Origin of the sequence: Nocardia sp. NBC_00403 (assembly GCF_036046055.1) — a bacterium.
Taxonomy (GTDB): domain Bacteria; phylum Actinomycetota; class Actinomycetes; order Mycobacteriales; family Mycobacteriaceae; genus Nocardia.
The window spans coordinates 8,480,862-8,505,344 of record NZ_CP107939.1 but is presented as its reverse complement, the minus strand read 5'-3'; the positions used below and the strand labels follow the sequence as shown (position 1 = coordinate 8,505,344).

Below are 24,483 nucleotides of genomic sequence, written 5' to 3'. Positions count from 1 at the left end.
TCAGTCGGCGGCGGCGACCAGCGGTTCCAGCGTGAGGCTCGGGTGTTCCTTCTCGATGTACTGCAGCCGCCACTTGTCGCTGAACAACGCAAGCAGCGCGCCGTCGCTGCGGGTGAAGACCTCCACCCCGCGCTGACGGCTCAGCTCGGGCGCCGACTCGGCGTCGGTGCGCCGCGCCAAGGTGTAGGCCAGGTTTTCCATCCTGGTCTCCACATTGAATTCCGCCATCATCCTGGCGGTGACCACCTCGAACTGCATCGGACCGACGGCCGCGAGCACGGGGGAAGCGTCGCCGCGGATGTCATTGCGCAGCACCTGCACCACGCCCTCGGAGTCGAGCTGGTCGATAGCCTTGCGGAACTGCTTGTATTTGCCCGCGCTCTCCGCGCGCAGCACCGCGAAGTGCTCCGGCGCGAACGACGGGATCGGCGGGAACTCCACCTTCTTGTCCACGAACAACGTGTGTCCCGGCGCCAGCGCGGTCGCGTTGACCAAGCCGACCACGTCGCCGGGGTAGGCGGTGTCGACGGTGGAACGTTCGCGGCCGAACACGGTCAACGCGTACTTCGTCGCGAAGGGCCTGCCGGTCTGGGCATGCGTGACCACCATGCCGCGCTCGAACTCGCCCGAGACGATCCGCATGAACGCCAGCCGGTCGCGGTGCGCCGCGTCCATGCCCGCCTGCACCTTGAACACCACAGCGCTGAACGGGTCGGTGGTGTTGCGCGCCGTGCCCGCCACATCGGGACGCGAGCCGGGTGCGGGCGCGAGCGCCACCAGTGCCTCCAGCAGCTGCCGGACACCGAAGTTCAACATCGCCGAGGCATAGATGACAGGTGAGGTCTGACCGGCGAGGAACAGTTCCTGATCGTGGTCCTGTCCGGTGGCCGAGAGCAATTCGCTCTCCTCGGCGGCCGTGGTCCAGGCTTCGCCCTCGCGCGCTTCGGCAGATTCCGGCGTCAGCGATTCCTCCGGCGCGATGGTCGCGCCGCCGGCGGTGCGGGTGAAGTGGATGTATTCGACCGCGGCGCCGTCGGGACCGCGGCGCAGCAGGCCGCGGAAGTCGCCTGCGATGCCGACGGGCAGGAACAGCGGGGTCGGCGTGAGGCCGATTCGTTCGTGGATCTCGTCGAGCAGTTCCAGCGGTGCCTGGCCCGGCCGGTCCCACTTGTTGATGACGGTGATCACCGGGATGCCGCGGTGGCGGCACACCTGGAAGAGCTTCAGTGTCTGTGGTTCCAGGCCCTTCGCGGCGTCGATGAGCATGACCGCGGCGTCGACGGCGGTGAGCACCCGGTAGGTGTCCTCCGAGAAGTCCGAGTGACCGGGGGTGTCGACCAGGTTGATCACGTTGTCGACATCGGAGCCCGCGGCGCGGTAATTGAACTGCAGCGCGGTCGAGGAGACCGAGATGCCACGGGCCTTCTCCATCTCCATCCAGTCCGACACCGTCGAGCGGCGTCCGGCCTTGCCGTGGATCGCGCCCGCTTCGGAGATCATCTTGGCGTGCAGTGCGAGCGCCTCGGTGAGCGTCGACTTGCCCGCGTCGGGGTGGGAGATCACCGCGAAGGTGCGGCGCCGGGCAACCTCGGCGGGCAGCCCGCGCGGCGTGGGCGCGACGACACCCTCAGTGGAGGCGGTCAACTTCAACAACCTTTCGCAAACGTCCGATCGGCAACCGCTCCAGCGTACGCGACCGGTATGACCATTGCTCGACGCGCAGTAACCACCCGATTCACCTCGCGCATGACCATTGCGCTATGGTGTTCGGGTTGTCTCGGCGAGGGTGACCGCAGACCTTTGCGCTCACCGTGATCGACGCGGCTCGGCTTCCGGCCGTCCTCGTTCGGTCTTCGCCCGACGAGTTGACCAACTTAGAGCCAGGGCGGAAACAGTCCCTGGTGAGCACTGTTGACCAAGCCCGGAAGAGCCGTAGGGAGTAGATCCAGTCATGTCCGACGCCAACGTTCTCGAAGCCGCCGTTCGTACGGAGTTCGGCAAGGGCGCCGCCCGCCGCACCCGTCGTTCCGGCAACGTCCCCGCCGTGCTGTACGGCCATGCCGCCGAACCGCAGCACCTTTCCCTCAACGCACGCGACTTCGCCGCCATCCTGCGTGAGCACGGCACCAACGCGCTGCTGAACCTCGTCATCGACGGCAAGAAGCAGCTCGCGCTGACCAAATCCGTTGTCGTGCACCCGATTCGCCGTTACATCGAGCACGCCGACCTGCTGATCATCAAGCGCGGTGAGCGCGTCACCGCCGATGTGCAGATCGTGCTGACCGGCGAGGCCGCCTCGGCCACCCTGATCACCCAGGAGAGCACCACCCTCTCCATCGAGGCCGACGCCACCAAGCTCCCCGAGTCCATCGATGTGTCGATCGAAGGCATCGAGGCGGGCACCCAGATCACCGCCGGTGGCATCGAGCTGCCGAGCGGCGTCACCCTGGCCGGCGATCCGGAAGCCCTGATCGTCAACATCATCGCCGCCCCGGCCTCCGCGCAGGAGACCGAGGAGGCCGCTGCGGCTGCCGCCGAGGGTGCTGCCGAGAGCGCCGAGTAAGAACTCCAACGGGTCGGTTACTTCATGACCGAATCCACGACCGGGCCCGCACTCGTAGTCGGACTGGGTAATCCAGGTCCCGAATACGAGCGCACCCGGCACAATGTCGGCTTCATGGTCGCCGACGTGCTCGCGGAGCGCGTCGGCGGCCGTTTTGCCGTGCACAAGAAGTCGGGCGCGGATCTACTGCAGGCCCGCCTCGACGGCCGTCAGGTGCTGATCGCCAAACCGCGATCGTTCATGAACCTGTCCGGTCGCCCGGTCGCCGCATTGGCCCGCTTCTTCTCCGTGCCGCTCACCGAGGTGATCGTCATCCACGACGAACTCGATCTCCCCTTCGGCGCCGTGCGACTCAAGCGCGGCGGCGGCGAGGGCGGCCACAATGGTCTTCGCTCCGTGTCCAGCGCCCTGACCACGAAGGACTACCTGCGGGTTCGGTTCGGCGTCGGCCGTCCGCCCGGTCGTCAGGATCCCGCGGACTATGTGCTCAAGCCGTTCTCGGCTCCCGAGCGCAAGGAAGTTCCGGTGATCGTCGAGCAGACCGCCGACGCGGTCGAGCTGCTGCTGCGCGTCGGGCTGGAGACGGCACAGAACCAGCTGCACTGAACGCCCGCTCGCGGCACCAATTTCCTACGGGTACAAGGCATGTCGCCAGATCAGCGGGGAAAGCGATAGCGCGTCGGGGGGTCGTCCTCGCCCTTGCCGAAGGCGAGGACCTCGGTGGGGGCGATGCCGAGACGACGGCCGTGGCAGACATTCATCGCTGCGCCGTGCAGGCTGATGTTCAGTGCAGGTGGATGGCGGTGGCGGAGCGGCGGAGTTTGCCCGAGGAGGTCTTGGGAAGCGCACCCGGACCGAGCACCGTGACGGTGCGAGGGCGGACGCCGACCTCGGTGAAGACCGCATGCACGATCTCGTGTTCGATGCGTTTGACCTCGTCGGCGTTCTGGTGGTCGTTGCTCTCCACCACCACCGCGAAGCTTTCGCGTTTCTCACCGGCGTCGAGACGGACGGCGACCGCATTGCCCGGCCGGACGCCGGTGACGTGCATCGCAGCGCGCTCGATGTCGGTGGGGTAAATATTGCGGCCGCCCATGATGATGACGTCCTTGATGCGGCCACAGACCACGACAAGGCCCTCTTCGGTGAAGTAGCCGATGTCGCCGGTGTCGAGCCAGCCCTCGTCGTCCTGTGCGGAGCGGAAGCCGTTGACGGTGATATAGCCGGCAGTAGCCGCTGGGCCGCGCAATTCGATGACGCCTACCGATCGGGTCGGCAGCGGCTGGCGTTCGGCGTCGACTACCCGGCCCTCCAGGTTGTCGACCAGGTAGCCCAGCGTCGGCAGTCTGCGGACATTGCCCTGGTGCGTATGGTCGTCGTGCACCGGCACCGCCTTACCGAGCGCCTCGAGCAGGTCGGCGTCGACGATGTCGAGCACCTGGCCGTGGCCCGGGTCCGGGACCGAGACGGCCAGGGTGGTTTCGGCCATGCCGTAGACGGGGGTCAGTGCCATCGGGTTGAGCCCGAAGCGTTGTCCGGCCGCGGCAAGCGCGTCCATGGTGTCGGGATCGACCGGCTCCGCACCGTTCCACATGTAGCGGACGCTGCTGAGATCAAGCGATCCCGCCTCCGCCTGCTTCAGCCGGCGAGCCAGCAGGGAGTACGCGAAATTCGGTGCCGCCGTGACGGTGCCGCGGTACTTGTCGATCAGCTCCGCCCACAGCAGGGGGCGCATCAGGAAGTCCAGCGGCGTCACGCACACCACCTCGGCGCCGAATTGCATCGGGACGCTGAGGAATCCGACCATGCCCATGTCGTGGAACAGGGGCAGCCAGCTGATCATCACATCGTCGTCGAGCTGGAACTTCACCCGATCGAACATGGCGTACGCGTTGACGAAGAAGTTTCCGTGCGTGATCTGCACCGCTTTGGGCGATCCGGTCGACCCGGAAGTCAACTGCTGCAACGCGATATCGGATTCGGTGGTCGGCACCGGATCGGTGTCCTTGCCGTTGTGCAGCTGATCGATGCGCACCACCGTGATGCCGCGCTCGCGCAGCAGCGGCTCCGCGGCCTCGAAGGGAGCGCCGAGCACCACGGCCCGCGCCTCGATCATGGTGAGCACGGTCTCGGTGTCACGAGCCCACATCATCAGATCGGTGCGCGGGGTCGGCTGATGCAACATGGTGATCGACGCGCCCCGCATCCAGATGGCTTGGCATGCGGGTGCGATATCGACCGGCAGGCCGGCGAGCACGCCGACAGCGTCGCTGTGTCCGATCCCGGCTTCGGCAAGTGCACCCGCCATGCGGCGTGCGATCTGATGGATTTCGCCCCAGGTCTGGCGTCGCGGGGCGTCGGGTTCTCCGGTGACAAGCCCGTGGGTGGAGGTGTCGGCCGTCGCGTACATCTCGTCGGTGAACCTGCTCAACGTCCAACTCCCTCATCACGAACGCAGTGGCCGGATCCGCCTCGCCCGAGCGCACTGCAGCCGTTTCCCGGCCTGTCTCCACTATCCCGCCATTTCGACCCGGCGTTAACCCTCTTTCGATTCGCCGGCCGATCTGTTCTGGTAATTCCGGCTACTGCTTGCTGCCGAAGGTGGCCGCGTAGCGGTCGACGTAGTGGCGGCCCGACCGCGCGGCGAGTTCCCGCATCAACAGATCGGTTGCGGCACGAACGCGCTCGACGGGCACCTCGGTGTGCAGCACGATCGGCGGGTAGTAGCGCGGTGCGCCCACATCGATGCGGACCTTGGCGAAGCGCCAGCACCGGCTGCCGCGCGGGTTCACCTTGTCGGTGCCGGACAACACCACCGGGATTACCGGAGCGCCCGTCGCCATGGCGACGCGCAGCGCACCTGTTCGGCCGCGGTAGATCCGGCCGTCGGGGGAGCGGGTGCCTTCCGGGTGGATCGCCCAGACGCCGCCCGACCGCAGGATCTTCGTGGCGGCGGCGAGAGCGTCCGCGGCCGCGGTGCCGCCGGTCCGGTCCACCGGCACCTGGCCTGACGCGGTAAAGAACCAGCGCTGGAAGCGTCCCTTCACCCCGGTGCCGGTGAAGTACTCCTGCTTGGCCAGGAACGTGACTCGCCGCGGCATGACCAGCGCCAGGTATAGCGAGTCGATCACGGCCAGGTGGTTGGCCGCGATGATGACCGGTCCCTCTTTCGGAACATGCCGCAACCCTTCCACTTCGGGTCTGCCGAGTAACCGCAACAGCGGGCCTAGCAACACGTACTTGAACAGCCGGTACCACACAAGAGCCTCCGAGAAAGTTGTCTGTAGACACTGTCTACAGCACGAAGTAGACAGTGTCTACTCGACGCTGCGACAATGTCGCAATGGTCGGAAACGAGTCACTGCGGGAACGGCTGGTCGGTGCCGGTGTCGAGCTGCTGGAGGAAGTCGGCGCGGGCCGGCTCGGGCTGCGCGCGATCACCAGGGCGGCAGGGGTGTCACACGGTGCGCCGCGCAGGCACTTCCCCACCCACAATGCCTTGCTGGCCGCCATCGCCGCCCGTGGCTTCGCGGATCTCATCGAATGGTTCGATGTGGTCGAGGCGGGTGCGGCGACGGCACGCGAGCACCTGGAGCGCATGGGTGCGGCATATGTCGAGTTCGCGGGACTGCGGCCCGAGATGTTCACCCTGATGTTCCGCCACGATCTGCTCGAGGGCTCCGGCGAGAACCTGCGCTCGACGACGCTGCCGCTGTTCCGGCGGTTCGCCGCGCTCGTCCACGAGGCGACCCCGGCGGACACCGACTCCGGTCCGCCGGGGGAGCGGGCGATTGCGCTGTGGACCAATCTGCACGGCATCGCGGCGCTGCAAGCCAACCGCAGCCTTCGGCTGGTCGGTCCGGCTATCGATGTGCGGGCACTGGTCGCCCGGGTGATCGAATTGCACGTCGCCTGAACGAGAGGCGACCGGTCATATTCTGGCTGCGAGTACCAGCGCGAAACGGTTGTCCGGGTCGGTCCAGACGTGTTCGGTGCGGAAACCTGCTGCCGTCAGTTCGGCGTCGAGCCCATTGATACGGAACTTGGCGGAGATTTCGGTGCGTAGCTGCTCACCGCGGGCGAATTCGACGGTCAGGTCGAGATCGCGGACCCCGACGGTCATGTCCTCGACTGCCTCCAGGCGCATTTCGATCCATTCGTTCTCGGCATCCCAAACGGCGATGTGCTCGAACTTGTCGGGTTCGAAGTCGGCGTCGAGCCGGTTGTTGAGAACATGCAGGACATTTCGGTTGAACTCCGCAGTGACCCCCGCGGCATCGTCGTAGGCGGGGACGAGGACGGCGGGGTCGATGACCAGGCCGGCGCCGAGCAGCAGTTGTTCACCGGGTTCCAGCACGTCGTGGATGCTCGCAAGGAAATCGGCGCGTTCGGCCGGGACGAGATTGCCGATGGTGCCACCGAGGAAGGCGATCATGCGGCGGCCGCCGCCGGGCAGGTTGTGCAGGGTGTCGGTGAAATCGCTGACCACTCCGTGGACGGCGAGACCGGGGAATTCCGCCGCGATCTCGTCGGCGGCCGCGCGCAGCGCCGAGGACGAGACATCCTGCGGGACATAGGTCTTCAACGGCCCCTCGCTGGTGAGCGCGGAGAGCAGCAGCCGAGTTTTGGCTGCCGAACCGGCGCCCAACTCGACGAGGACCTCGGCCTGCGCGGTGCGCGCGATCTCGCCGACAACCTGTTGCAGCAATGCGCGTTCGGTGCGCGTCGGGTAGTACTCCGGCAGTTCGGTGATCTGCTCGAACAGTTCGCTGCCGCGGGCGTCGTAGAACCACTTGGGTGGCAACCACTTCGGGTCCGCGGTGAGCCCGAGCCTGGCATCCGCCCGCAACGCCGAGGTGAGGTCGTCGTCGGATAGGTAGATCTCCAGCGTCGGTCCAGTCATAGCGGAGTGCCTTTCGGTATCGCGTCTTTCTCGGGTGACGCGGGTGCGGAGGGAAGCGGATCGACCGACAGCGCGCCGGGCCGTGCGGTGACCAGGCTCCGATCGGGGATCGGCTGCCAGCGGGGGTCGTCATCGAACGGTTCGGAGGAGAGGATGGCGAAGTCGTCGGTGACCAGCGCCGACAGCGAGTGATGCCAGGTGGTCGCCCACAGTTGGGCGCCATCGCCGAGCAGGAAGTTCAGTCGCGATTGCGGGGCGTGGGCGAGCACGGCGGAGACCAGCAGGCTCAGCGCGGCGGGCGCGGCCCCCCACTCGCCGTCGGGCGCGCCGGTGGCGAGCAGGCCGCGCAGAATCACCCAGAGCGTTGCCGAATCGGTGGCCGATTCCGCTTCGAGCAACCGGGTCGGCGTGAACAGCCCGGCGCCGAGTTCGGCTGCGGTGCTGTCGAATTCCGCGGCCACCGCGGCGAGCGTGCGCCGCCAATCCGACACCATGCCGTTGTGGCTGAATGCCCAGCGGCCGTGGGTGAACGGCGCGCAGGCGCTCCGCTCGATCGGCATGCCGACGGTGGCCGAGCGTACCGCGGCCAGCACCGCCCACGATTCCAGTTGCGGCAGTACCTCTTCGACGGCCGGGTCGGTCCAGATCGGCGCCGAATTGCGGTAGCGGCTGACCGTCACCGAATCGTCGCCGTCGCGCCACCAGGCGACACCGAACCCGTCGGCGTTTATCGTGCCGCCACGACGCATGTCCTTCGGCGCCCACGCCTGGGTGCGCAGTGAATGTGTTCCGAGCGTGAGCATGTCACCCACCCGCACCTGCGGGCCGAGGTAACCGAGCTGCCTACACATCGGCGGCTCGCGGGTAGCAACGATGAAAGCCGATGCCGAGCACCGCATCCCGGCAGCCGTGGCGATCGTGGCCTGCCGCTGCCGTAGTGCTCATTCGCCTTCACCCTGTCGAAGGTCGCGGGCCAGCCGGAAGCCGGAGAAGATCTGCCGCCGGATCGGATGGTCCCAGTTGCGGAAAGTGCTGCGGCAGGCAACGGGATCGGTGCCGAACGATCCGCCGCGCAGCACTCGATAGTCACCACCGAAGAAGACATCCGAGTACTCCGCATACGGAAAGGCACGGAAGCCCGGGTACGGATCGAAGCCGGAAGCGGTCCACTCCCAGACATCACCGATGAGTTGGTGCACGCCGGCCGGGGACGCACCCGCCGGGTACGCGCCGACATCGGCGGGCTCCAGATGTCGCTGCCCGAGATTCGCGGTGCTGGAATCGGGTTCGGCATTACCCCACGGGTAGCGGCGCGACTCCCCGGTGGCCGGATCGACGCGGGCCGCCTTCTCCCATTCGGCCTCGGTGGGCAGGCGCTTGCCCGCCCAGTTGGCGTAGGCCTCGGCCTCGAACCAGCACACGTGCAGCACCGGCTGATGCAGACGCAGCGGTGTCGGCACGCCGAAAACCCGGCGCCACCACTGCCCGGCCGGATCGCGCTCCCAGAACTGCGGCGCGACGAGCCCGGCCTGCTGACGATGCGCCCAGCCGCGCTCCGACCAGAGCTCGGGTCGGTCGTAGCCGCCGTCACCGACGAAGGCCAGGTACTGCGCGTTGGTCACCGGCGCGGCGTCGATGGCAAAGGCCGGCACCTGCACTCGGTGCGCGGGGCGCTCGTTGTCCAGGGCCCACGGCTCGGTCGAAGTACCCATGGTGAATTCCCCTGCGGGAATGATCACTTCGCCGCTGACCGGGGTGGTCACCGTCGGCGCTGCGGGCGCGGACAACACGGCGGGCCCGGTTCGCAGCTGATGGGTGGCCAGCATGGTCTCGTCGTGCTGTTGCTCGTGCTGGGCGATCATGCCGAAGGCAAAACCGCCGTCGACGAGTTCCCTGCCGCGTAATGCGCTGCGGTCCAGCACCTCCCACACCCTGTCGCGCACAGTGCCGACATAGCCTCTGGCCTGCGTCGGGTCCAGCAGCGGCAGCGCGGGCCGGTTGGCGCGCGCGTGCTTGAAGGCGTCGTAGAGCTCATCGATGTCGGCGCGCACCGGCTCACGTCCGCCGACATCGCGCACCAGCCACAGCTCCTCCTGGTTGCCGATGTGCACGAGGTCCCACACCAGCGGGCTCATCAGCCGGGAATGCTGGGCGATCAGCTCGGCCTCGTCGAGGCTGTCGGTGAGGGTGAGGGTGCGGTCGCGCGCCCGGGTCAGAACTTCGGCGATCTGGTCCCGGAGCCGTTCGGTCTCGGTGTTGTCGGTGCTCGGGTGATGAATGGTCACGAGACTGCTCTCCACAGTTGGTCATGGTCGGCCGGCGAGCTGATTCGGCCGCTGCGCGCGACCTTTCCCCGCGCGGGCATGGGTGTCGTCGGCACGTCGGCGGGTAATCGGCTGCCCGCGTGGGAAACTCCAACGCGCGCAACCGTGATCACGACCCTCCTCCTGCGCCGTCGGCGACGGCCTCGCCGGTCGGAGTCCGACCACCACGACATCGCCGGAGCGCTCCGGCGATCTCGCGGGCCGCGTCCGGTGTGGCCGCATAAGCCTCGGCGAGGGTCAACAGCTCGACAGCTACCGACCGGATCTGCGGGTCGGCCAGGCCGCAGCGCGCCGCGTGCAGCCACTGTCCGGCGAGCGGCGCGGCCACCGCGGTCGCCTCGGCCACCGCGGCAGGGGTCGACATGAGCGCGTCGACCACATGGATCGGGACCATCCAGTCGTCGTCGGGCTGGGCGTCGAGGTAGCGGACCTCGAGGTGCCCCGCCGCGCGCACCGGCGGGAACAACGTGGTCAGGTGGTAGTCGAGATCTCCGATATCAGGGCGGCGACCCACCTCGTCGTCGAGCGCGCCGGAAAGCCAATCGGCGAACGAAGCCCCCGGTGGTGCGGACCAACCGGGATCATGCCCGTTGTCGCCCGCTCCGTTCGCGGCGGCATCGCCATCGTGCGCCGGGTCCGGCCTGCGCACGCACAGCAGCGGCACATCCAGCGCCCACCTGCCGTAGTCGGCGATCGGATTCGGCCAGGCCTCCACAGGTGGGCGGGTGCGCGCGTGGTCGAGTCGCAACCAGGTGCGCATCCGCTGCGAGGCCCAATCGCCCACCGGCGCACCACGCAGCGCGGGCGAACAGGCGAATGCGGCAAGCAGTGCGGGACCGATCGTGTACAGCGCTGTCCAGCGGGCAGTGACCTCCGTGCGATCGGCGCCCGCATCGACGCTGACCTGGGTGGCGGCGGTATTGCACATCATGAGTTTGCCGAAGGGGCCGATACCGCCGAAGGACTGCTCCATGGCGCGATAGCGCGGCAGCTGCAACACCCGTTTGGGGCGGCGGTCCGCGTCGGCGGCGCCGGAGACAGTGCGGATGGATCGGGATTCGAGAAGATCCCGCAACATCCGGGAGTCGATGCGCAATCCCTCGCACAGCTGCGCGGCAGCGGCGAACGGGGCGCTGGAGAGTTCGATCTGACCGCCGGGTTCGATGGTGACCCGGCTGCCCCCCGGCAGTGAGAGCGCCGGTGAATCGGGGGCGATGGACCTCGGTGCATAGGGTCCGAGAGCAGCTGCGAGTGCAGCCAGTTGCGGGCGGGGAGCGGCCGATCGGCCTGACGTCGAACACTCACCCTGCACGGTGAGCCACTCGAGTTCGGCGCCGATCAGCATTGGTGGTCCCAATTTGAAACAGACGCCACCCACATAGGCCTCGGCCGCGACCCGCGAGGACAGATCCCCGTCCTGGATGGCGCTGACCGATTCCGGATGTTCCAGCGTGACCGCCATGCCAACCTCCGCTGATGAGTCTGTCGGCGGCCGGACGGGTAGGTCCGTCCGAGCGCCCTGGTCGGCGGGTTCGTGTCCGCCTTAGCTGGTGTATCGCTGCGACAGCCTGTTGCATTCCGCGTACGCCGACTCAAACCAGGGTAGCGAGCGAGACTGACAAAAAAGCGACAAGATTTCGAACTCCTGACCGGATATGGTCGTCGGCATGCTGGACGACCATCGCGTACGGGACGACACTCCAGGCATCTCGTCGAGTTCGGGAACCGGGTTGGTTTTCCTCGACAGCGCGGGATCGTCACTGCCATCGCGGACTGTCACCGACACCGTCGTCGATCACCTGCGTCGCGAAGCCGAGATCGGTGGCTACCGTGCTGCAAACGAACGTCTCGACGATCTCGCCAGCGTGAAAACCGTGATCGGCACGCTCATCAACGCCGACCCGGTCAGCATCGCGCTCAGCGACAGCGCCACCCGCTCCTGGGCCGATTTCTTCTACTCGGTGCCGCTCTCGCCCGGCGATCGCATCCTGATCTCCGGCGCCGACTACGCGAGCAACGCCATCGCGGCATTGCAGCGCGCGAAGGCGACTGGGGCAACCGTGCAGCACATCCCCAGCGACAGCAGTGGCCAGCTCGATCTCGACGCCCTCGCGGCCATGATGGACGAGCGCGTCAAGCTGGTCTCGCTGTTGCACGTGCCGACCAACGGCGGACTGGTCAACCCGGCCGCCGAGGCCACCAGGATCGCGCACACGGTCGGCGCCTTGGTGTTGCTGGATGCCTGCCAGTCCGCAGGGCAGCTCCCGATCGATGTGGTCGAACTCGGCGTCGACGCGCTCTCGGTGACCGGCCGCAAGTGGCTGCGCGGACCACGCGGCACCGGATTTCTATACCTGCGCCCGGAATTGGCCACGTCGATGGTGCCCCAACGTCTCGACCTGCACAGCGCAGGGTGGACGGCGCCCGGCACCTACACCCTCGCCCCCGATGCGAGGCGATTCGAATTCTGGGAATGCGATGTCGCGGCCCGCCTCGGCTTGGGCGCCGCCGTGCAGTACCTGCTCGACCTCGGCCCCGACGATGTCTACGCCGCCATCGCGGCCCGCGCGGCGTACTTGCGCAAGTCGCTGCCGGAGATCGACGGCGTCACCGTCCGTGACATCGGCATCAGGCACAACGGCATCGTCTCCTTCACCGTCGACGGCATCGACTCCGTCGAGGTCCGCGATCATCTTGCGGCACAAGAAATTACGGTGACGGTCAGTCACGCCTCCTCCACGCTGTTGGATATGACCGCGCGTGGTCTGGCGTCGGTGGTCCGTGCCTCCCCGCACTGCTTCGTCAGCTTCGAGGAGCTGGACCGTTTCGTGGCCGCCGTCGCAGCGCTCTGAGCACCCATGTCACCACGCGAACTCGTCGTCCTCGGCACCGCGAGCCAGGTGCCGACCAAACAGCGCAACCACAATGGGTACCTGCTCAGATGGGGCGAGGAGGGCCTGCTCTTCGATCCCGGCGAGGGCACGCAGCGGCAGATGGCGTACGCGGGGGTTTCGGTCACCGATATCACCCGCATCGCGGTGACCCACTTCCACGGCGACCACTGCCTCGGCCTGCCCGGGGTGATCCAGCGGATCAATCTGGACCGAGTCCCACATCCGGTCGACGTGTACTACCCCGCCTCCGGCGAGCAGTATCTCGATCGGCTCAGTAATGCCACCGCCTTCCATCACACGGTCGAGCTGCGCAGGCATCCGATCACCGGGCCGGGCTCGTTGGCCGCATCCGGCGCGCCTTTCACCCTGGCCACGGTGCCGCTGTCGCATCCGGTCGAGGCCTTCGGCTACCGGATCACCGAACCCGACGGTGTCCGTATGCTGCCGGATCGACTCCGTGCCATCGGGCTTCGCGGACCGATCGTCGGGCAGTTGCAGCGACAGGGTGCGATCGAATGGGGTGGGCGCACAGTCACCTTGGCCGAAGTCAGTGCGCCGCGGCGGGGGCAGAGTTTTGCGTTCGTGATGGACACTCGGCTCTGCGCGGGCGTCCACGAGCTGGCCGCCGAGGTGGACATGCTGGTGATCGAGGCGACGTTCCTGGACGCCGATGCCGGCCTCGCCGAGGAGTACGGGCACCTCACCGCAGGACAAGCGGCCAGGGTGGCCGCGGCAGCGGGAGTGCGCACGCTCGTGCTGACGCACTTCTCCCAGCGATACCGGGACCTCGACGAGCATTTCGCCGAAGCCGCACGGCATTTCACCGGCCCGATCGTTGTCGCGGAAGACCTGGCGAGAATCCCGCTGCCGCCCCGGCACTGAGCCGGGCTCATCCCACGACGGCCGCAAGCCATTCGATGAGGGGACGCATCCCTTCCCACGCGGCGCGAATCTCCTTCGCGGCCCTCGGCTTGTCGAGCCATGGCGGCGCGCCGAATTCTTTACTGCAAGTGAGAGATTTGTGGCGCAGCAGATCGATGCGGGGATGGTCCGCCTCGTAGCCCTTCGGCTTGGTTTTGAGCTTGTCCCCGCCGATCGTGTACCCCGCTTTGGTCAGCTTCGCGAGGATGGCCTCCAGCTCGGCGCCGCGCACCTCGTCGGCGACGGTGGCGCGCAGTTGGGCGACCTGGGTGGGGGAGCCCGAATAGAAGCCGCCGCCGATGAACAACCCGGCCGCGCTGATCTGCACGTACCACCCGGCACCCGGTGCGACGCCTGCCACCGCGCCCTGCGCGGTCTTGTACGGCGATTTGTCCTTCGAGAAGCGGACGTCGCGGTACGGGCGGAAGATCTTCGCGGTGCCGAAGTCCGGCTCCAGTTCCGCGGCGAGTGCGACCATCGGCGCTTTCACCGACTGTTCGTAGACGTCCTTGTGCGCATTCCAGAAGGCCTTCGAATTGTCGGCCTCGAGGTCCTCGTAGAAGTCCAATCCCGCCGGGGGGAACCCACCGAATCCGCTCATGGAGAAAAATCTACCCGGTGGGTTCCCCGGTCAGCTCTGGTCGGGGAGTGCGTCGCCGGCCAGCACGATGTAGCTCACGACGATTCCGATGACCATGGCGACCGCGGCGACGATGACGGCGACCTTGCCGAGGGATTCGCCCTTGTTGCGGCCGATGACGCCGAGAATGATGCCTGCTGGGCCGAACAGGATGGGGCAGAAAAGCAGCGAGAGCGCCGCGCAGACGAAGGCGATGATCGAATAGATCTGAGCGCCGGATCGTTGGGGCGCGGCACCGTACTCCTGATACGGCTGCTGGGTGTAGGCGGGGAACCCGCCGTAGGGCGATTCCTGCGGGGCTCCGGTCTGCGGGTAGTTGTCCGGCGCGCCGACCGCGGGGGTTGCCCACTCCGTGCCTGAAGGTTGCAGCGGCTCAGGCTCTTTGGCGAGCGACGGTGATCCGGCGTCCGGCGGCGGTGGCGCATCGCCGGTGGGCTGTGGCGCATCGCCGGTGGGCTGGGGCGCGCTGCCGGGTTGCGCCGGGGGCGCTTCGTCTTCGGGCGGTCGGGGCCCGCCGCCGGTCGGCGCGGCCGCCTTGTCATGGTTGTCGGGATGCTGCGGAGTAGTCATGACGCCCTCCTCGTGTGTGTCCGGTCGCGCTCTGCGGGGTACCACGGTGGAGCCGGCCCTCGCACGATCACGCGTTTCGATTTCCCCGGACGGGTCGGGCCTGTTTACTCGGCAGGGAACGGTGTCATACCTCGGAATCGTCGATGATCACCATGGCGGCGACCTCCGCGGGACGTTCGTCGGCTTCGGCATCCTCGGTGGCCTGACTGTCTGGCGTCCACTCCTGCTCGAGCTCCTCGGCGATGCCGAGGCGGCCGTCGTCGTCGTTCTCATGGTCACGAATCAGCAGGTCGGCGGGTGGATCCTCGATATTGCGCTCGTACTCCCTGATCTCGTCCGCCTGCTTGTCGTCCCCCATGTCGGTGTCCAGCGATTCACGGTCCATACGACCAGTATCCTCCGGCGCCCATCCTGCAAATGGGACCCGACACGGCGAACGGTAACCGCAGCCGCGGACCACCGACGCGAAACGGCGGCCGGGACCCGTGGTCCCGGCCGCCGTTTCCGGGGCAATGTCTCAGGCGTTGCCGTTGAAAAGGCCGGTGACGGAACCGTTTTCGAAGACCTCGCGGATGGTGCGGGCCAGCAGCGGCGCGATGGAGAGGACGGTCAGCTGCGGGAACTTCTTGTCCTCGCTGATCGGCAGCGTGTTCGTGACGACGACCTCTTTGGCACCGCAGTTCGCGAGGCGCTCGGCGGCCGGATCGCTCAGCACGCCGTGCGTGGCGGCGATAACGACGTCGCCCGCGCCGGCTTCCTCGAGGACCTTGACCGCGCCCGCGATGGTGCCACCGGTGTCGATCATGTCGTCGATCAGGATGCAGGTGCGGCCCTCGACCTCACCGACGACCCGGTTGGACTTGACCTGGTTGGGCACCAGCGGGTCGCGGGTCTTGTGGATGAACGCCAGCGGCGAGCCACCGAGCGAGTCGGCCCATTTCTCGGCGACGCGCACGCGACCGGAGTCGGGGGAGACCACGGTGATGTGCTCGAGGCTGTAGTTGTTGCGCACGTACTCGGCGAGCTGCAGCTGCGCATGCATGTGATCGACGGGCCCGTCGAAGAAGCCCTGGATCTGATCGGTGTGCAGGTCGACGGTGATGATGCGGTCGGCGCCTGCGGTCTTCAGCAGGTCGGCGACCAGGCGGGCGGAGATGGGCTCACGGCCGCGGTGCTTCTTGTCCTGGCGGGCGTACGGGTAGAACGGCAGCACCGCGGTGATCCGCTTGGCCGAACCACGCTTGAGCGCATCGATCATGATGAGCTGCTCCATGAGCCACTGGTTGAGCGGCGCCGGAAAGCTTTGCAGGACAAACGCATCGGATCCGCGGACCGACTCCTCGAAGCGGACGAAGATCTCGCCGTTGGCGAAGTCGCGCGCGGTCTGTGGGGTGACGTGTACGTCGAGCTCTTTGGCGACCTGCTCGGCCAGCTCAGGATGCGCGCGCCCAGAGAAGAGCATCAGGTTCTTCTGATTGTCGGTCCATGACGCGGTCACTGCTGTTTGCCATCCTTTTGCTCGATTGCCTGACTCGACATCTCGTTGGCCGCGATGGCTTCCGCCGCCGCGTGCGCCGCAGCAGTGCCGGGACGGTACCGCTGGACCCAGTTTTCGATATTGCGCTGTGGTCCACCTGACACCGCGAGAGCCCCCGGTGGAACGCTTCTGCGCAGTACAGTACCCGCCGCCGTATACGCGCCGTCACCCACGGTGACCGGTGCGACGAACATGGTGTCGCTCCCGGTGCGCACATGCGATCCGACAGTGGTGTGATGCTTCTTCACTCCGTCGTAATTCACGAAAACGCTCGACGCACCGATGTTGCTGTGTTCGCCGATGGTGGCATCGCCGACATAGGTGAGGTGCGGTACTTTCGAATGCGCGCCGATCGTGGCGTTCTTGGTTTCGACGAATGCGCCGAGCTTGCCGGACTCTCCGACCACGGTGCCGGGTCGCAGGTAACTGAAGGGGCCGATAGTCGCGCCCGGGCCGATCATGGCCTGGTCGCCGTGGGTCCGCACGACGCGAGCGCCGACGCCGACGACCACATCGGTCAAGGTGGTGTCCGGTCCGATCTCGGCGTCCTCGCCGATGTCGGTGCCGCCGAGCAGCTGCACCCCCGGCCGGATCACCGCGTCCCGCGCGATCTTCACGTTCGCATCGACCCAGGTGGTCGTGGGATCGAGGATGGTCACCCCGGCCCGCATATGCCGCTCCAAGATGTAGCGGTTGAGCGTGCGCGCGGCGTCCGACAGCTGCACCCGATCGTTGACGCCGGTGACCTTCGCCGCGTCGATGAGCCGGGCGCCGTGCACCGGATGTCCGGCTTCGCGGGCCAATCGCAGCACATCGGTGAGGTACAGCTCATGCTGGGCGTTGGCGGTGGACAGTCGGCCGATCATGGTGCGAAGCACTGCGGCGTCGAAGGTGTACACACCGGAGTTGACCTCGTTGATCGCGCTCTGTTCCGGTGTGGCGTCGGCATGTTCGACGATCTCGGTGACCTGGCCGTTGGCATTGCGGACGATGCGGCCGTAGCCGTTCGGGTCGTCGGGCACGAAGGTCAGCACCGTGACCGCGGAGCGTTCGGCATAGCTGCGGTGCTCATCGAGCAGCGCGGACAGGGTGTGCCCGTCGAGTAGCGGCACATCGGCTGAGGTGACGAGCAGGTCGCCGGTGAAATCTTCGGGCAGCGCCTGCAGTGCGCATTGCACGGCGTGTCCGGTGCCGAGCTGTTGTTCTTGGATTGCGGTAATGATCTCGCGGCCGAGATCGGCGGCGACGGCGCCGACCGCGGCGCCGACTTGCTCGCGGTCGTGTCCAACCACGGTGATGAGAAACGCGGGGTCGATCTCGTTAGCCGCATGCAGCGCGTGTGCGAGCATGCTTCGACCGGCGAGCGAATGCAGCACTTTAGGGGTCTTCGACCGCATCCGCGTCCCGGCACCAGCTGCGAGAACGACGACGGCGGTCTGCTGTGGCATGGATCTCCCTCGGCTGCCTGTCATCGTGCTGGCCAACGTGCGGGGCCAACGATAGGCCATCGTGCCGGTGAGCTCCGCCGCCAGGACTCGAACCTGAACTATCTGAACCAAAATCAGAGGTGCTGCCATTACACTACGGCGGATTATCACACCGGCGGATGGGTGAACCCGCCGCTGTGCTCGAGCACGATGAAGATCCTCGCATACTGTTGCGCTCTCGGGCGAATGCTCCCCGTCTCCCGGCGTCTTTTTGCCGGTCGTCGGATGTTTGGTTCGGCGTCGGCGCAGTGCCGATCGATCGGCGCTGCCCGGGGTGACTCGTGGTGCAGTGGGGCTGTCTGGAACAGTTGTTGCCAACTTATGGTCGTGCGCAAGGGAGGCGGGAGCGATGTCTTCGGGTGAGCCTCGCGTGCCCCGGCCCCGGATGACGGGTACGCAGCGGCGTCAGCAGTTGATCGAGATCGGTCGCGCACTGTTCGCCGAACGCGGGTACGACGCGACCTCGATCGAGGAGATCGCGCAGCGGGCCCAGGTCTCCAAACCCGTGGTGTACGAACACTTCGGCGGCAAGGAAGGTCTGTACGCGGTCGTCGTCGACCGGGAGATGTCGATGCTGCTCGACATGATCACCTCCTCGCTGACCCAGAACCGGTCGCGGATCCGGCTCGAGCAGGTCGCGCTCGCGCTGCTGACCTATATCGACGAGCGCACCGACGGCTTCCGAATCCTGCTCCGCGATCAGCCTGCGACGACCACCGATGGGCGTTACTCGAGCCTGCTCAACGAAGCGGTCAATCAGGTATCCCACCTCCTTGCCGGGGATTTCGAGCGCAGAGGCTTCGATACCAGTCTCGCGCCGATGTACGCGCAGGCATTGGTCGGCATGGTTTCCACCGCGGCAACCTGGTGGCTGGATGAGCGCAAACCGTCGAAAGAGGTTGTCGCGGCACATCTGGTGAACCTCTGCTGGAATGGGCTCAGCAACCTGGAGGCCGATCCGCAGTTGAGCTCGGAATGGCGCACTGACAAGGGTGATTGACACGGTTGGGGTAACCGGGATTGTTCGGTGCAAGACCGGGTTGGTAACCAGCAAATTGCGACGGAGGTCCGATCGAATGCTCGAATTGATTGGCGGGCGCCCACCTGGTGGTACGGTTCACGCATCCTCTGGGTGCTGTTCGGGCGGTAAGTCGGTCTTGTTCGTGATGTCGGTCTACTTCAGGATGGCTGGTTTTAGGGATGACAGGCGGATTTGATGGCTAGGCAAGCGCGCGCGGAGATCACCCGCGATTCCGTCCTTGCGGGCGCTGCCGATGTCTTTCTGCGCTTGGGATATGCGAATGCGAGCCTGAGCGAGATCATCGCGCAGTCGAACGTGACCAAGGGCGCCTTGTACTTTCACTTCGGTTCGAAGGAAGAGCTAGCGCGCGCCGTGGTCGACCAGGGCAACGAGCGCCTGGTCAGTTCGTGCCAGGGTTTCTTCGATCCCCGGGTGCCCGCGCTCGAAGCGTGCATCGGGATCACCTATGTGGTCGCGGACCTATCGATGAACGACCCGATGGTCGGCGCGATGCTCAAGCTGACCCATCAGATCGGTGACTACCGCGGCGCCCAGGGCGACAACATCGCCAAGACGTGGGGCGACACCTACCGCGTGCTCTCCGAACGCGCCATCACCCAGGGCGATCTGGAGCCCGAGCTCGATCCCGAGGTGATCGGGGTGCTACTGCAGGAGATGACCGCGGGCGTGCACATCATCGCCGTCGGCACCGATTCGATGGATCAGATGGCCGCGCGGATGGAACGCATGTGGTTCTTCCTGCTGCCGTCGATCGTGCCGCCGGAGAAATTGTCGTACTTCCGTGAGTTCGCCGCTCGCCGTCTCCGCCGCTACGTGCCGTAATTTTGCCGCGTGGCCGCGAACGGGCCCATAGGACTCACCTGTGCGGGTCGGCCAGGATGGAATGTTCGGTCGAGATCGGGTCCCCATGTGGGGCCGGGTTGCCTGTCAGGGGGAGTGGCTAGACTCGGTTGGCCGTCCTAAACCCCGCCTGAGCTCAGGAGTCCGCATGTCCACCCATCGTCCACCATTGGCGGGACTGGCCGCGGTGGCCGGTGCCGACGCCGCGCTGCGAACCGTCGCCGACCTGGTCGGGAAGTCGCCGGTCGAGTTGGTCGCGCCGGCCGCGGTGCGGCCGTTCGTGGCGGCGACGATCGCGGCGCGCGAGCCGCTGGTGGTGGTGACCGCGACCGGTCGTGAGGCCGACGACCTGACTGTCGAGCTCGAGGAGATTCTCGGCCCCGCCGTTGCGCAGTTCCCCTCCTGGGAGACGCTGCCGCACGAGCGGCTCTCGCCGGGGGCGGACACGGTCGGGCGCAGGCTTTCGGTGCTGCGACGGCTGGCGCATCCGGAGGATCCGACGTTCCCGGAGCCGCTGCGTGTAGTGGTGACCACGGTGCGATCGCTGATGCAGCCGATGGCTGCCGGGCTCGGCGATATCGAGCCGGTGGTGCTGCGCGTCGGCGCCGAATTGGATTTCGACGAATTGCTCACGCGCCTGGTCGAATTCGCTTACACCAGAGTCGACATGGTCGGTAAGCGCGGCGAGTTCGCGGTGCGTGGCGGCATCCTCGATCTCTTCCCGCCGACCGCCGATCACCCGGTGCGCGTGGAGTTCTGGGGCGACGAGATCACCGAGCTGCGGCCGTTCGCGGTCGCCGACCAGCGATCGCTGCTCGACGTTGAGGTGGACCTCGTCGTCGCGCCGCCGTGTCGCGAACTGCTGCTGACCGCGGCGGTCCGGGATCGCGCCGCCGAGGTCGCCGTCGAGAACGCGGCCGATGCCGCGCTGGTCGAGATGCTGGAGAAGCTGGCCGAGGGCATCCCGGTCGAGGGCATGGAAGCACTGCTTCCGGTGCTGCAGCCCGGCGAGCTGCGGCTGCTCACCGAGGTGCTGCCGGACGGAACCCATCTGCTGCTGTGTGATCCGGAGAAGATCCGCACTCGCGCAGCCGATCTGGTGCGCACCGGCGAGGAATTTCTCGAAGCCTCCTGGACCGCGGCCTCGTTCGGCAGCGACGCGCCGCTGGGCGCACATGGTCTCGACCTCGCCGCATCGGGCTACCGTGCGCTGCCGGAAATCCACGACAGCGCGAACGCGCAGGGACTGCCCTGGTGGAGCCTGAGCCCGCTCACCTCCGGCGATCCCGCCGAGGTTGTGTTGCCGGTGCTGGCCGGTCCCGCGGCGCGCGGTTCCGACGAACTGGTCGCGACGATCTTCGCGTCGATGCGTGCGCACGTGGCGACCGGTGGCCGTGCCGTGGTTGTCGTCGCCGGACACGGTACGGCGCAACGCATTCTGGAGCGACTCGGCGACGCCGAGGTGCCCGCCGCGGCGCTGGCGGCGGGTGCCGAACCGACCGCGGGCGTGGTCGGAGTGCTGTGCGGTTCGCTGCACGACGGGATGGTGCTCGACGACGCCGGATTGGTTGTCGTCGCCGAATCGGATCTCACCGGCAACCGGGTCACTGCACCGGGCGAAGGCAAGCGACTACCCGCCAAGCGGCGCAACCAGGTCGACCCGCTTGCGCTGAACGCGGGCGACATGGTGGTGCACGACCAGCACGGCATCGGCCGGTTCGTGGAGATGATCGAGCGGACCGTCGGCGGGGCGCGCCGCGAGTACCTGGTCATCGAATACGCACCCGGCAAGCGGGGCCAGCCGGGCGACCGGCTGTTCGTGCCGATGGAATCCCTCGATCAGCTCTCCCGCTACGTCGGTGGGGAGATGCCGAGCCTGTCCAAGCTCGGCGGCTCCGACTGGGCGAATACGAAACGCAAGGCGCGTAAGGCCGTTCGCGAGATCGCCGGTGAACTGGTGCAGTTGTACGCGGCACGACAGGCCGCGCCCGGGCATGCGTTCGCGTCCGACAGCCCGTGGCAGAAGGAGATGGAGGACGCGTTCGCCTTCACCGAGACCGTCGACCAGATGACCGCCATCTCCGAGGTGAAGGCCGATATGGAGAAGCCGGTCCCGATGGACCGCGTGGTGTGCGGCGACGTCGGCTATGGCAAGACCGAGATCGCGGTGCGCGCCGCGTTCAAGGCAGTTCAGGACGGTAAGCAGGTCGCGGTTCTGGTCCCGACAACGCTGCTCGCACAACAACATCTGCAGACCTTCGCCGAACGCGTCGCCGGCTTCCCCGTCACGGTGAAGGGGCTGTCGCGTTTCACCGATCCGGCCGAGTCGCGGGCGGTGCTGGAGGGCCTGGCCGACGGCAGTGTCGACATTGTGGTCGGCACGCACCGATTACTGCAGACCGGCGTGCGCTGGAAGGACCTCGGCCTGGTCGTCGTCGACGAGGAGCAGCGTTTCGGTGTCGAGCACAAGGAGCACATCAAAGCGCTGCGCACCCACGTCGATGTGCTGACCATGTCCGCGACGCCGATTCCGCGCACGCTGGAGATGAGCCTGGCGGGCATTCGCGAGATGTCCACCATCCTCACTCCGCCCGAGGAGCGCCATCCGGTGCTCACCTATGTCGGCGGGTACAACGACAAGCAGGTCACCGCCGCCATCCGCCGCGAGCTGCTGCGCGACGGCCAGGTCTTCTATGTGCACAACCGGGTGTCCTCGATCGACAAGGCCGCCAAGCGGATTCGCGATCTGGTGCCGGAGGCCAGGGTCGCGGTCGCGCACGGTCAGATGAACGAGGACGCGCTGGAAGGGACCGTGCAGGGTTTCTGGGAGCGAGAATTCGACGTGCTGGTCTGCACCACGATCATCGAGACGGGGCTCGACATCTCCAATGCGAACACGCTGATCGTGGAACGCGGCGACTCCCTCGGCCTTTCGCAGTTGCACCAGCTGCGCGGCCGGGTCGGGCGCAGCCGTGAGCGCGGCTATGCCTACTTCCTGTATCCGCCGGAGAAGCCGCTCACCGAAACGGCCTACGACCGTCTCGCCACCATCGCGCAGAACTCCGATCTGGGCGCGGGCATGGCCGTGGCCATGAAGGACCTCGAAATCCGTGGCGCAGGAAACGTGCTCGGTGCCGAACAGTCCGGTCATGTCGCGGGCGTCGGCTTCGATCTGTACGTGCGCCTGGTCGGCGAGGCCGTGGAGGCCTACCGCGCCGCCGCGGACGGCAAGCCGATCACCACCGAGGAGATCAAGGAGGTGCGCATCGATCTCCCGGTCGACGCGCATATCCCGCCCGACTACATCGCCAGCGATCGCCTCCGCTTGGAGGCCTATCGCAAGCTCGCGGCCGCCCAGGACGATCCGGCCCTGGCCCTGGTGGTGGAGGAACTCGTCGACCGCTACGGCCCGCTGCCGGTCGAGGTCGGCCGGTTGATCTCGGTGGCCAAGCTGCGCCTGCTGGCCCGCGAATACGGCGTCACCGAAATCGCGGTCACCGGAACCACTCTCAAGGTTGCGCCGCTGAGCCTGCCGGACTCCAAGCAGATGCGTCTCAAGCGCATCTACCCCAGCGCGGGCTACCGGGCCGCCAGCGGCGTGGTCCAGCTGCCGCTGCCGAGGGTCGAGGACAGTGTCGGCGCCGAGCGGGTCCGTGACGTGGTGCTGCTGCAGTTCGTCGCCGACTTGCTGCTGGCGTTGGACGGAAAAGCACAGGGCGCGGTCGATCTCACCGTCGCCACCGAGGTTTCGGCGTCGCGATGACCGGCTCCTCGGCATCGGAGGGCACCGCCTCCGACACGGCCAGGCTCGCCGAGGGATTGGCCGAGGCGGTGGAGGTGATGGACCGGCTCTGGAACTTCGGCGGGTGGGAGGTCACCCAGACCCACGACTCGTTGCGTCCCTACCTGCTCGAGGAAACCTACGAACTCCTCGACGCCATCCAGCACAACGACGTCGAAACCATCAAGGAGGAACTCGGCGATCTGTTGCTGCAGGTGCTGTTCCACTCCCGGATCGCCGAGGCCGCAGGGGAATTCACGGTCGACGATGTCGCGGCGGCGTTGGTCGCCAAGCTCGTCAATCGCAGCCCGCACCTCGTCGATGCGCCCATCGACCCCGGTGCGACGGTCGCCGAGAAGATCGCGGCCCAGGAAAAAGCGTGGGAAGAGCGCAAGTCCAGTGAAAAGTCCCGGCGTTCCTGCCTGGACGGCATCGCCATGGCGCAGCCCGCCCTCGCCCTCGCCGAAAAGGTTTGCGAGCGCAGCGCCAAGGCCGGCCTACCGGACGACCTCGTTCCGGATGCCCTTCGCACGGTGCGGCTGGGCGGCCCCGGTAGCGCCGAAGAACGGCTCCGCAAGGCGACTCTCGCGTTCGCAGCCGAGATTCGCGCCGCCGAGGATGCCGCCGAAGCGAGCCGTGGCGAACGGGCTGCGCTATCGGTCTCGGACTGGCGGAAGCATTGGCCCGCTGCGGATTAGGCTGTGGTTCGGCCGCAGGGCTGCCTGATCGGGTTGACGGTCAACGAGATCGGTCGTCGACAGCGTGAAATACAGTGGGTTCACCCATGTGTCGAACCGAATCCGACCGAGCCGCGCCGTCTTCGATTCGCGGTAACCTCGCAGGTAGTTAGTGATTTTGGCCTTTATGTGAACGGGACTTGTTGTGAGATAACCACGTTTTCTAACGCTCGTTATTGTTTCGTTATAGTTATTCGGTGTGTCGATACCGCAATCGGCGAGCTATGCCGCAAGATTTCACTTG

Annotated in this window: 21 protein-coding genes and 1 tRNA gene; 9 read left to right on the top strand and 13 right to left on the bottom strand. The window is 66.9% G+C overall.

The genetic code is table 11. The features are described 5' to 3' along the window. Positions 1–1,644, bottom strand: a complete 1,644-nt coding sequence (locus OHQ90_RS38235; RefSeq protein ID WP_442941271.1) for a peptide chain release factor 3 — start codon at positions 1,642–1,644, stop codon at positions 1–3. A gap of 307 nt (positions 1,645–1,951) precedes the next feature. Here OHQ90_RS38235 and OHQ90_RS38230 point away from each other — a divergent pair, with 307 nt between their 5' ends. Both OHQ90_RS38230 and pth read left to right on the top strand, forming a co-directional pair. Then, entirely contained in the window at positions 1,952–2,563 is a 612-nt protein-coding gene (locus OHQ90_RS38230; protein WP_328406115.1) for a 50S ribosomal protein L25/general stress protein Ctc, read from the top strand. A gap of 24 nt (positions 2,564–2,587) precedes the next feature. After that, entirely contained in the window at positions 2,588–3,169 is a 582-nt protein-coding gene (gene pth, locus OHQ90_RS38225) for an aminoacyl-tRNA hydrolase (protein WP_328406113.1), read from the top strand. 178 nt (positions 3,170–3,347) lie between these two features. Here the strand turns inward: pth and OHQ90_RS38220 are convergent, their stop codons facing one another. Next, the gene (locus OHQ90_RS38220) at positions 3,348–4,994 is read right to left on the bottom strand and encodes a fatty acyl-AMP ligase (protein WP_328406111.1); all 1,647 of its coding nucleotides are present in this window, start codon (positions 4,992–4,994) and stop codon (positions 3,348–3,350) included. Positions 4,995–5,145: 151 nt separating this feature from the next. Next, a complete protein-coding gene (locus OHQ90_RS38215; RefSeq protein WP_328406109.1) occupies positions 5,146–5,823 on the bottom strand; it encodes a lysophospholipid acyltransferase family protein in 678 nt (225 codons plus the stop codon). Positions 5,824–5,906: 83 nt separating this feature from the next. On the opposite strand from OHQ90_RS38215, the gene OHQ90_RS38210 reads away from it, so the two are divergent. Beyond that, complete coding sequence (locus tag OHQ90_RS38210; RefSeq protein ID WP_328406107.1) at positions 5,907–6,479, top strand: TetR/AcrR family transcriptional regulator; 573 nt, start codon at positions 5,907–5,909, stop codon at positions 6,477–6,479. Between the two features lie 15 nt (positions 6,480–6,494). On the opposite strand, the gene egtD is transcribed toward OHQ90_RS38210, so the two are convergent. The 4 genes from egtD to egtA form a co-directional block, all read right to left on the bottom strand. After that, positions 6,495–7,466: an L-histidine N(alpha)-methyltransferase gene (gene egtD, locus OHQ90_RS38205; protein ID WP_328406105.1), complete on the bottom strand. Its 972-nt coding sequence runs from the start codon at positions 7,464–7,466 to the stop codon at positions 6,495–6,497. Beyond that, positions 7,463–8,317 (bottom strand): ergothioneine biosynthesis protein EgtC, encoded by an 855-nt coding sequence (gene egtC / locus OHQ90_RS38200; RefSeq protein WP_328406103.1) that lies wholly within the window; start codon positions 8,315–8,317, stop codon positions 7,463–7,465. The genes egtD and egtC overlap by 4 nt, the downstream gene beginning before the upstream one ends. Before the next feature lie 90 nt (positions 8,318–8,407). Next, positions 8,408–9,751, bottom strand: a complete 1,344-nt coding sequence (gene egtB / locus OHQ90_RS38195) for an ergothioneine biosynthesis protein EgtB (protein WP_328406101.1) — start codon at positions 9,749–9,751, stop codon at positions 8,408–8,410. A gap of 148 nt (positions 9,752–9,899) precedes the next feature. Next, the gene (egtA, locus tag OHQ90_RS38190) at positions 9,900–11,252 is read right to left on the bottom strand and encodes an ergothioneine biosynthesis glutamate--cysteine ligase EgtA (protein WP_328406099.1); all 1,353 of its coding nucleotides are present in this window, start codon (positions 11,250–11,252) and stop codon (positions 9,900–9,902) included. A 205-nt stretch (positions 11,253–11,457) separates the two neighbouring features. On the opposite strand from egtA, the gene OHQ90_RS38185 reads away from it, so the two are divergent. Both OHQ90_RS38185 and OHQ90_RS38180 read left to right on the top strand, forming a co-directional pair. Beyond that, on the top strand, positions 11,458–12,642 hold the full coding sequence (locus OHQ90_RS38185) for an aminotransferase class V-fold PLP-dependent enzyme (protein ID WP_328406097.1): 1,185 nt from the start codon (positions 11,458–11,460) through the stop codon (positions 12,640–12,642). A 6-nt stretch (positions 12,643–12,648) separates the two neighbouring features. After that, the gene (locus OHQ90_RS38180) at positions 12,649–13,566 is read left to right on the top strand and encodes a ribonuclease Z (RefSeq protein WP_328406095.1); all 918 of its coding nucleotides are present in this window, start codon (positions 12,649–12,651) and stop codon (positions 13,564–13,566) included. A gap of 7 nt (positions 13,567–13,573) precedes the next feature. Here the strand turns inward: OHQ90_RS38180 and OHQ90_RS38175 are convergent, their stop codons facing one another. The 6 genes from OHQ90_RS38175 to OHQ90_RS38150 all read right to left on the bottom strand — a co-directional run bounded on the left by OHQ90_RS38175 (position 13,574) and on the right by OHQ90_RS38150 (position 17,943). Then, the gene (locus tag OHQ90_RS38175) at positions 13,574–14,206 is read right to left on the bottom strand and encodes a DUF2461 domain-containing protein (protein WP_328406093.1); all 633 of its coding nucleotides are present in this window, start codon (positions 14,204–14,206) and stop codon (positions 13,574–13,576) included. Positions 14,207–14,236: 30 nt separating this feature from the next. Beyond that, positions 14,237–14,815 carry a hypothetical protein gene (locus OHQ90_RS38170; RefSeq protein ID WP_328406091.1) on the bottom strand — a complete coding sequence of 193 codons (579 nt, stop codon included), beginning with the start codon at positions 14,813–14,815 and terminating at the stop codon, positions 14,237–14,239. A 124-nt stretch (positions 14,816–14,939) separates the two neighbouring features. Then, positions 14,940–15,200 carry a hypothetical protein gene (locus tag OHQ90_RS38165; RefSeq protein ID WP_328406089.1) on the bottom strand — a complete coding sequence of 87 codons (261 nt, stop codon included), beginning with the start codon at positions 15,198–15,200 and terminating at the stop codon, positions 14,940–14,942. A 132-nt stretch (positions 15,201–15,332) separates the two neighbouring features. Further along, positions 15,333–16,313 (bottom strand): ribose-phosphate diphosphokinase, encoded by a 981-nt coding sequence (locus OHQ90_RS38160; protein ID WP_328406087.1) that lies wholly within the window; start codon positions 16,311–16,313, stop codon positions 15,333–15,335. Next, positions 16,310–17,800, bottom strand: a complete 1,491-nt coding sequence (gene glmU / locus OHQ90_RS38155) for a bifunctional UDP-N-acetylglucosamine diphosphorylase/glucosamine-1-phosphate N-acetyltransferase GlmU (protein ID WP_328406085.1) — start codon at positions 17,798–17,800, stop codon at positions 16,310–16,312. The genes OHQ90_RS38160 and glmU overlap by 4 nt, the downstream gene beginning before the upstream one ends. 72 nt (positions 17,801–17,872) lie before the next feature. Continuing rightward, positions 17,873–17,943 (bottom strand) — tRNA-Gln (locus tag OHQ90_RS38150). A 281-nt stretch (positions 17,944–18,224) separates the two neighbouring features. Here OHQ90_RS38150 and OHQ90_RS38145 point away from each other — a divergent pair. The 4 genes from OHQ90_RS38145 (at position 18,225) to OHQ90_RS38130 (ending at position 24,200) form a co-directional block, all read left to right on the top strand. Next, positions 18,225–18,839: a TetR/AcrR family transcriptional regulator gene (locus tag OHQ90_RS38145; RefSeq protein WP_328413402.1), complete on the top strand. Its 615-nt coding sequence runs from the start codon at positions 18,225–18,227 to the stop codon at positions 18,837–18,839. A gap of 216 nt (positions 18,840–19,055) precedes the next feature. Next, positions 19,056–19,703 carry a TetR/AcrR family transcriptional regulator gene (locus tag OHQ90_RS38140; RefSeq protein WP_328406083.1) on the top strand — a complete coding sequence of 216 codons (648 nt, stop codon included), beginning with the start codon at positions 19,056–19,058 and terminating at the stop codon, positions 19,701–19,703. Between the two features lie 166 nt (positions 19,704–19,869). Then, positions 19,870–23,484, top strand: a complete 3,615-nt coding sequence (mfd, locus tag OHQ90_RS38135) for a transcription-repair coupling factor (protein ID WP_328406081.1) — start codon at positions 19,870–19,872, stop codon at positions 23,482–23,484. Beyond that, on the top strand, positions 23,481–24,200 hold the full coding sequence (locus tag OHQ90_RS38130; protein WP_328406079.1) for a MazG family protein: 720 nt from the start codon (positions 23,481–23,483) through the stop codon (positions 24,198–24,200). The genes mfd and OHQ90_RS38130 overlap by 4 nt, the downstream gene beginning before the upstream one ends. Positions 24,201–24,483 lie beyond the last annotated feature (283 nt).

Excerpts from the sequence above, each read along its gene's own strand:
- egtD (WP_328406105.1), bottom strand. The coding sequence starts at position 7,466 with ATGACTGGACCGACGCTGGAGATCTACCTATCCGACGACGACCTCACC.
- pth (WP_328406113.1), top strand. The coding sequence starts at position 2,588 with ATGACCGAATCCACGACCGGGCCCGCACTCGTAGTCGGACTGGGTAAT.
- OHQ90_RS38180 (WP_328406095.1), top strand. The coding sequence starts at position 12,649 with ATGTCACCACGCGAACTCGTCGTCCTCGGCACCGCGAGCCAGGTGCCG.
- OHQ90_RS38230 (WP_328406115.1), top strand. The coding sequence starts at position 1,952 with ATGTCCGACGCCAACGTTCTCGAAGCCGCCGTTCGTACGGAGTTCGGC.
- OHQ90_RS38130 (WP_328406079.1), top strand. The coding sequence starts at position 23,481 with ATGACCGGCTCCTCGGCATCGGAGGGCACCGCCTCCGACACGGCCAGG.
- OHQ90_RS38185 (WP_328406097.1), top strand. The coding sequence starts at position 11,458 with ATGCTGGACGACCATCGCGTACGGGACGACACTCCAGGCATCTCGTCG.
- egtA (WP_328406099.1), bottom strand. The coding sequence starts at position 11,252 with ATGGCGGTCACGCTGGAACATCCGGAATCGGTCAGCGCCATCCAGGAC.
- OHQ90_RS38145 (WP_328413402.1), top strand. The coding sequence starts at position 18,225 with ATGACGGGTACGCAGCGGCGTCAGCAGTTGATCGAGATCGGTCGCGCA.
- glmU (WP_328406085.1), bottom strand. The coding sequence starts at position 17,800 with ATGCCACAGCAGACCGCCGTCGTCGTTCTCGCAGCTGGTGCCGGGACG.
- OHQ90_RS38165 (WP_328406089.1), bottom strand. The coding sequence starts at position 15,200 with ATGGACCGTGAATCGCTGGACACCGACATGGGGGACGACAAGCAGGCG.
- egtC (WP_328406103.1), bottom strand. The coding sequence starts at position 8,317 with ATGTGTAGGCAGCTCGGTTACCTCGGCCCGCAGGTGCGGGTGGGTGAC.
- mfd (WP_328406081.1), top strand. The coding sequence starts at position 19,870 with ATGTCCACCCATCGTCCACCATTGGCGGGACTGGCCGCGGTGGCCGGT.
- OHQ90_RS38140 (WP_328406083.1), top strand. The coding sequence starts at position 19,056 with ATGGCTAGGCAAGCGCGCGCGGAGATCACCCGCGATTCCGTCCTTGCG.
- OHQ90_RS38175 (WP_328406093.1), bottom strand. The coding sequence starts at position 14,206 with ATGAGCGGATTCGGTGGGTTCCCCCCGGCGGGATTGGACTTCTACGAG.
- OHQ90_RS38210 (WP_328406107.1), top strand. The coding sequence starts at position 5,907 with ATGGTCGGAAACGAGTCACTGCGGGAACGGCTGGTCGGTGCCGGTGTC.
- OHQ90_RS38170 (WP_328406091.1), bottom strand. The coding sequence starts at position 14,815 with ATGACTACTCCGCAGCATCCCGACAACCATGACAAGGCGGCCGCGCCG.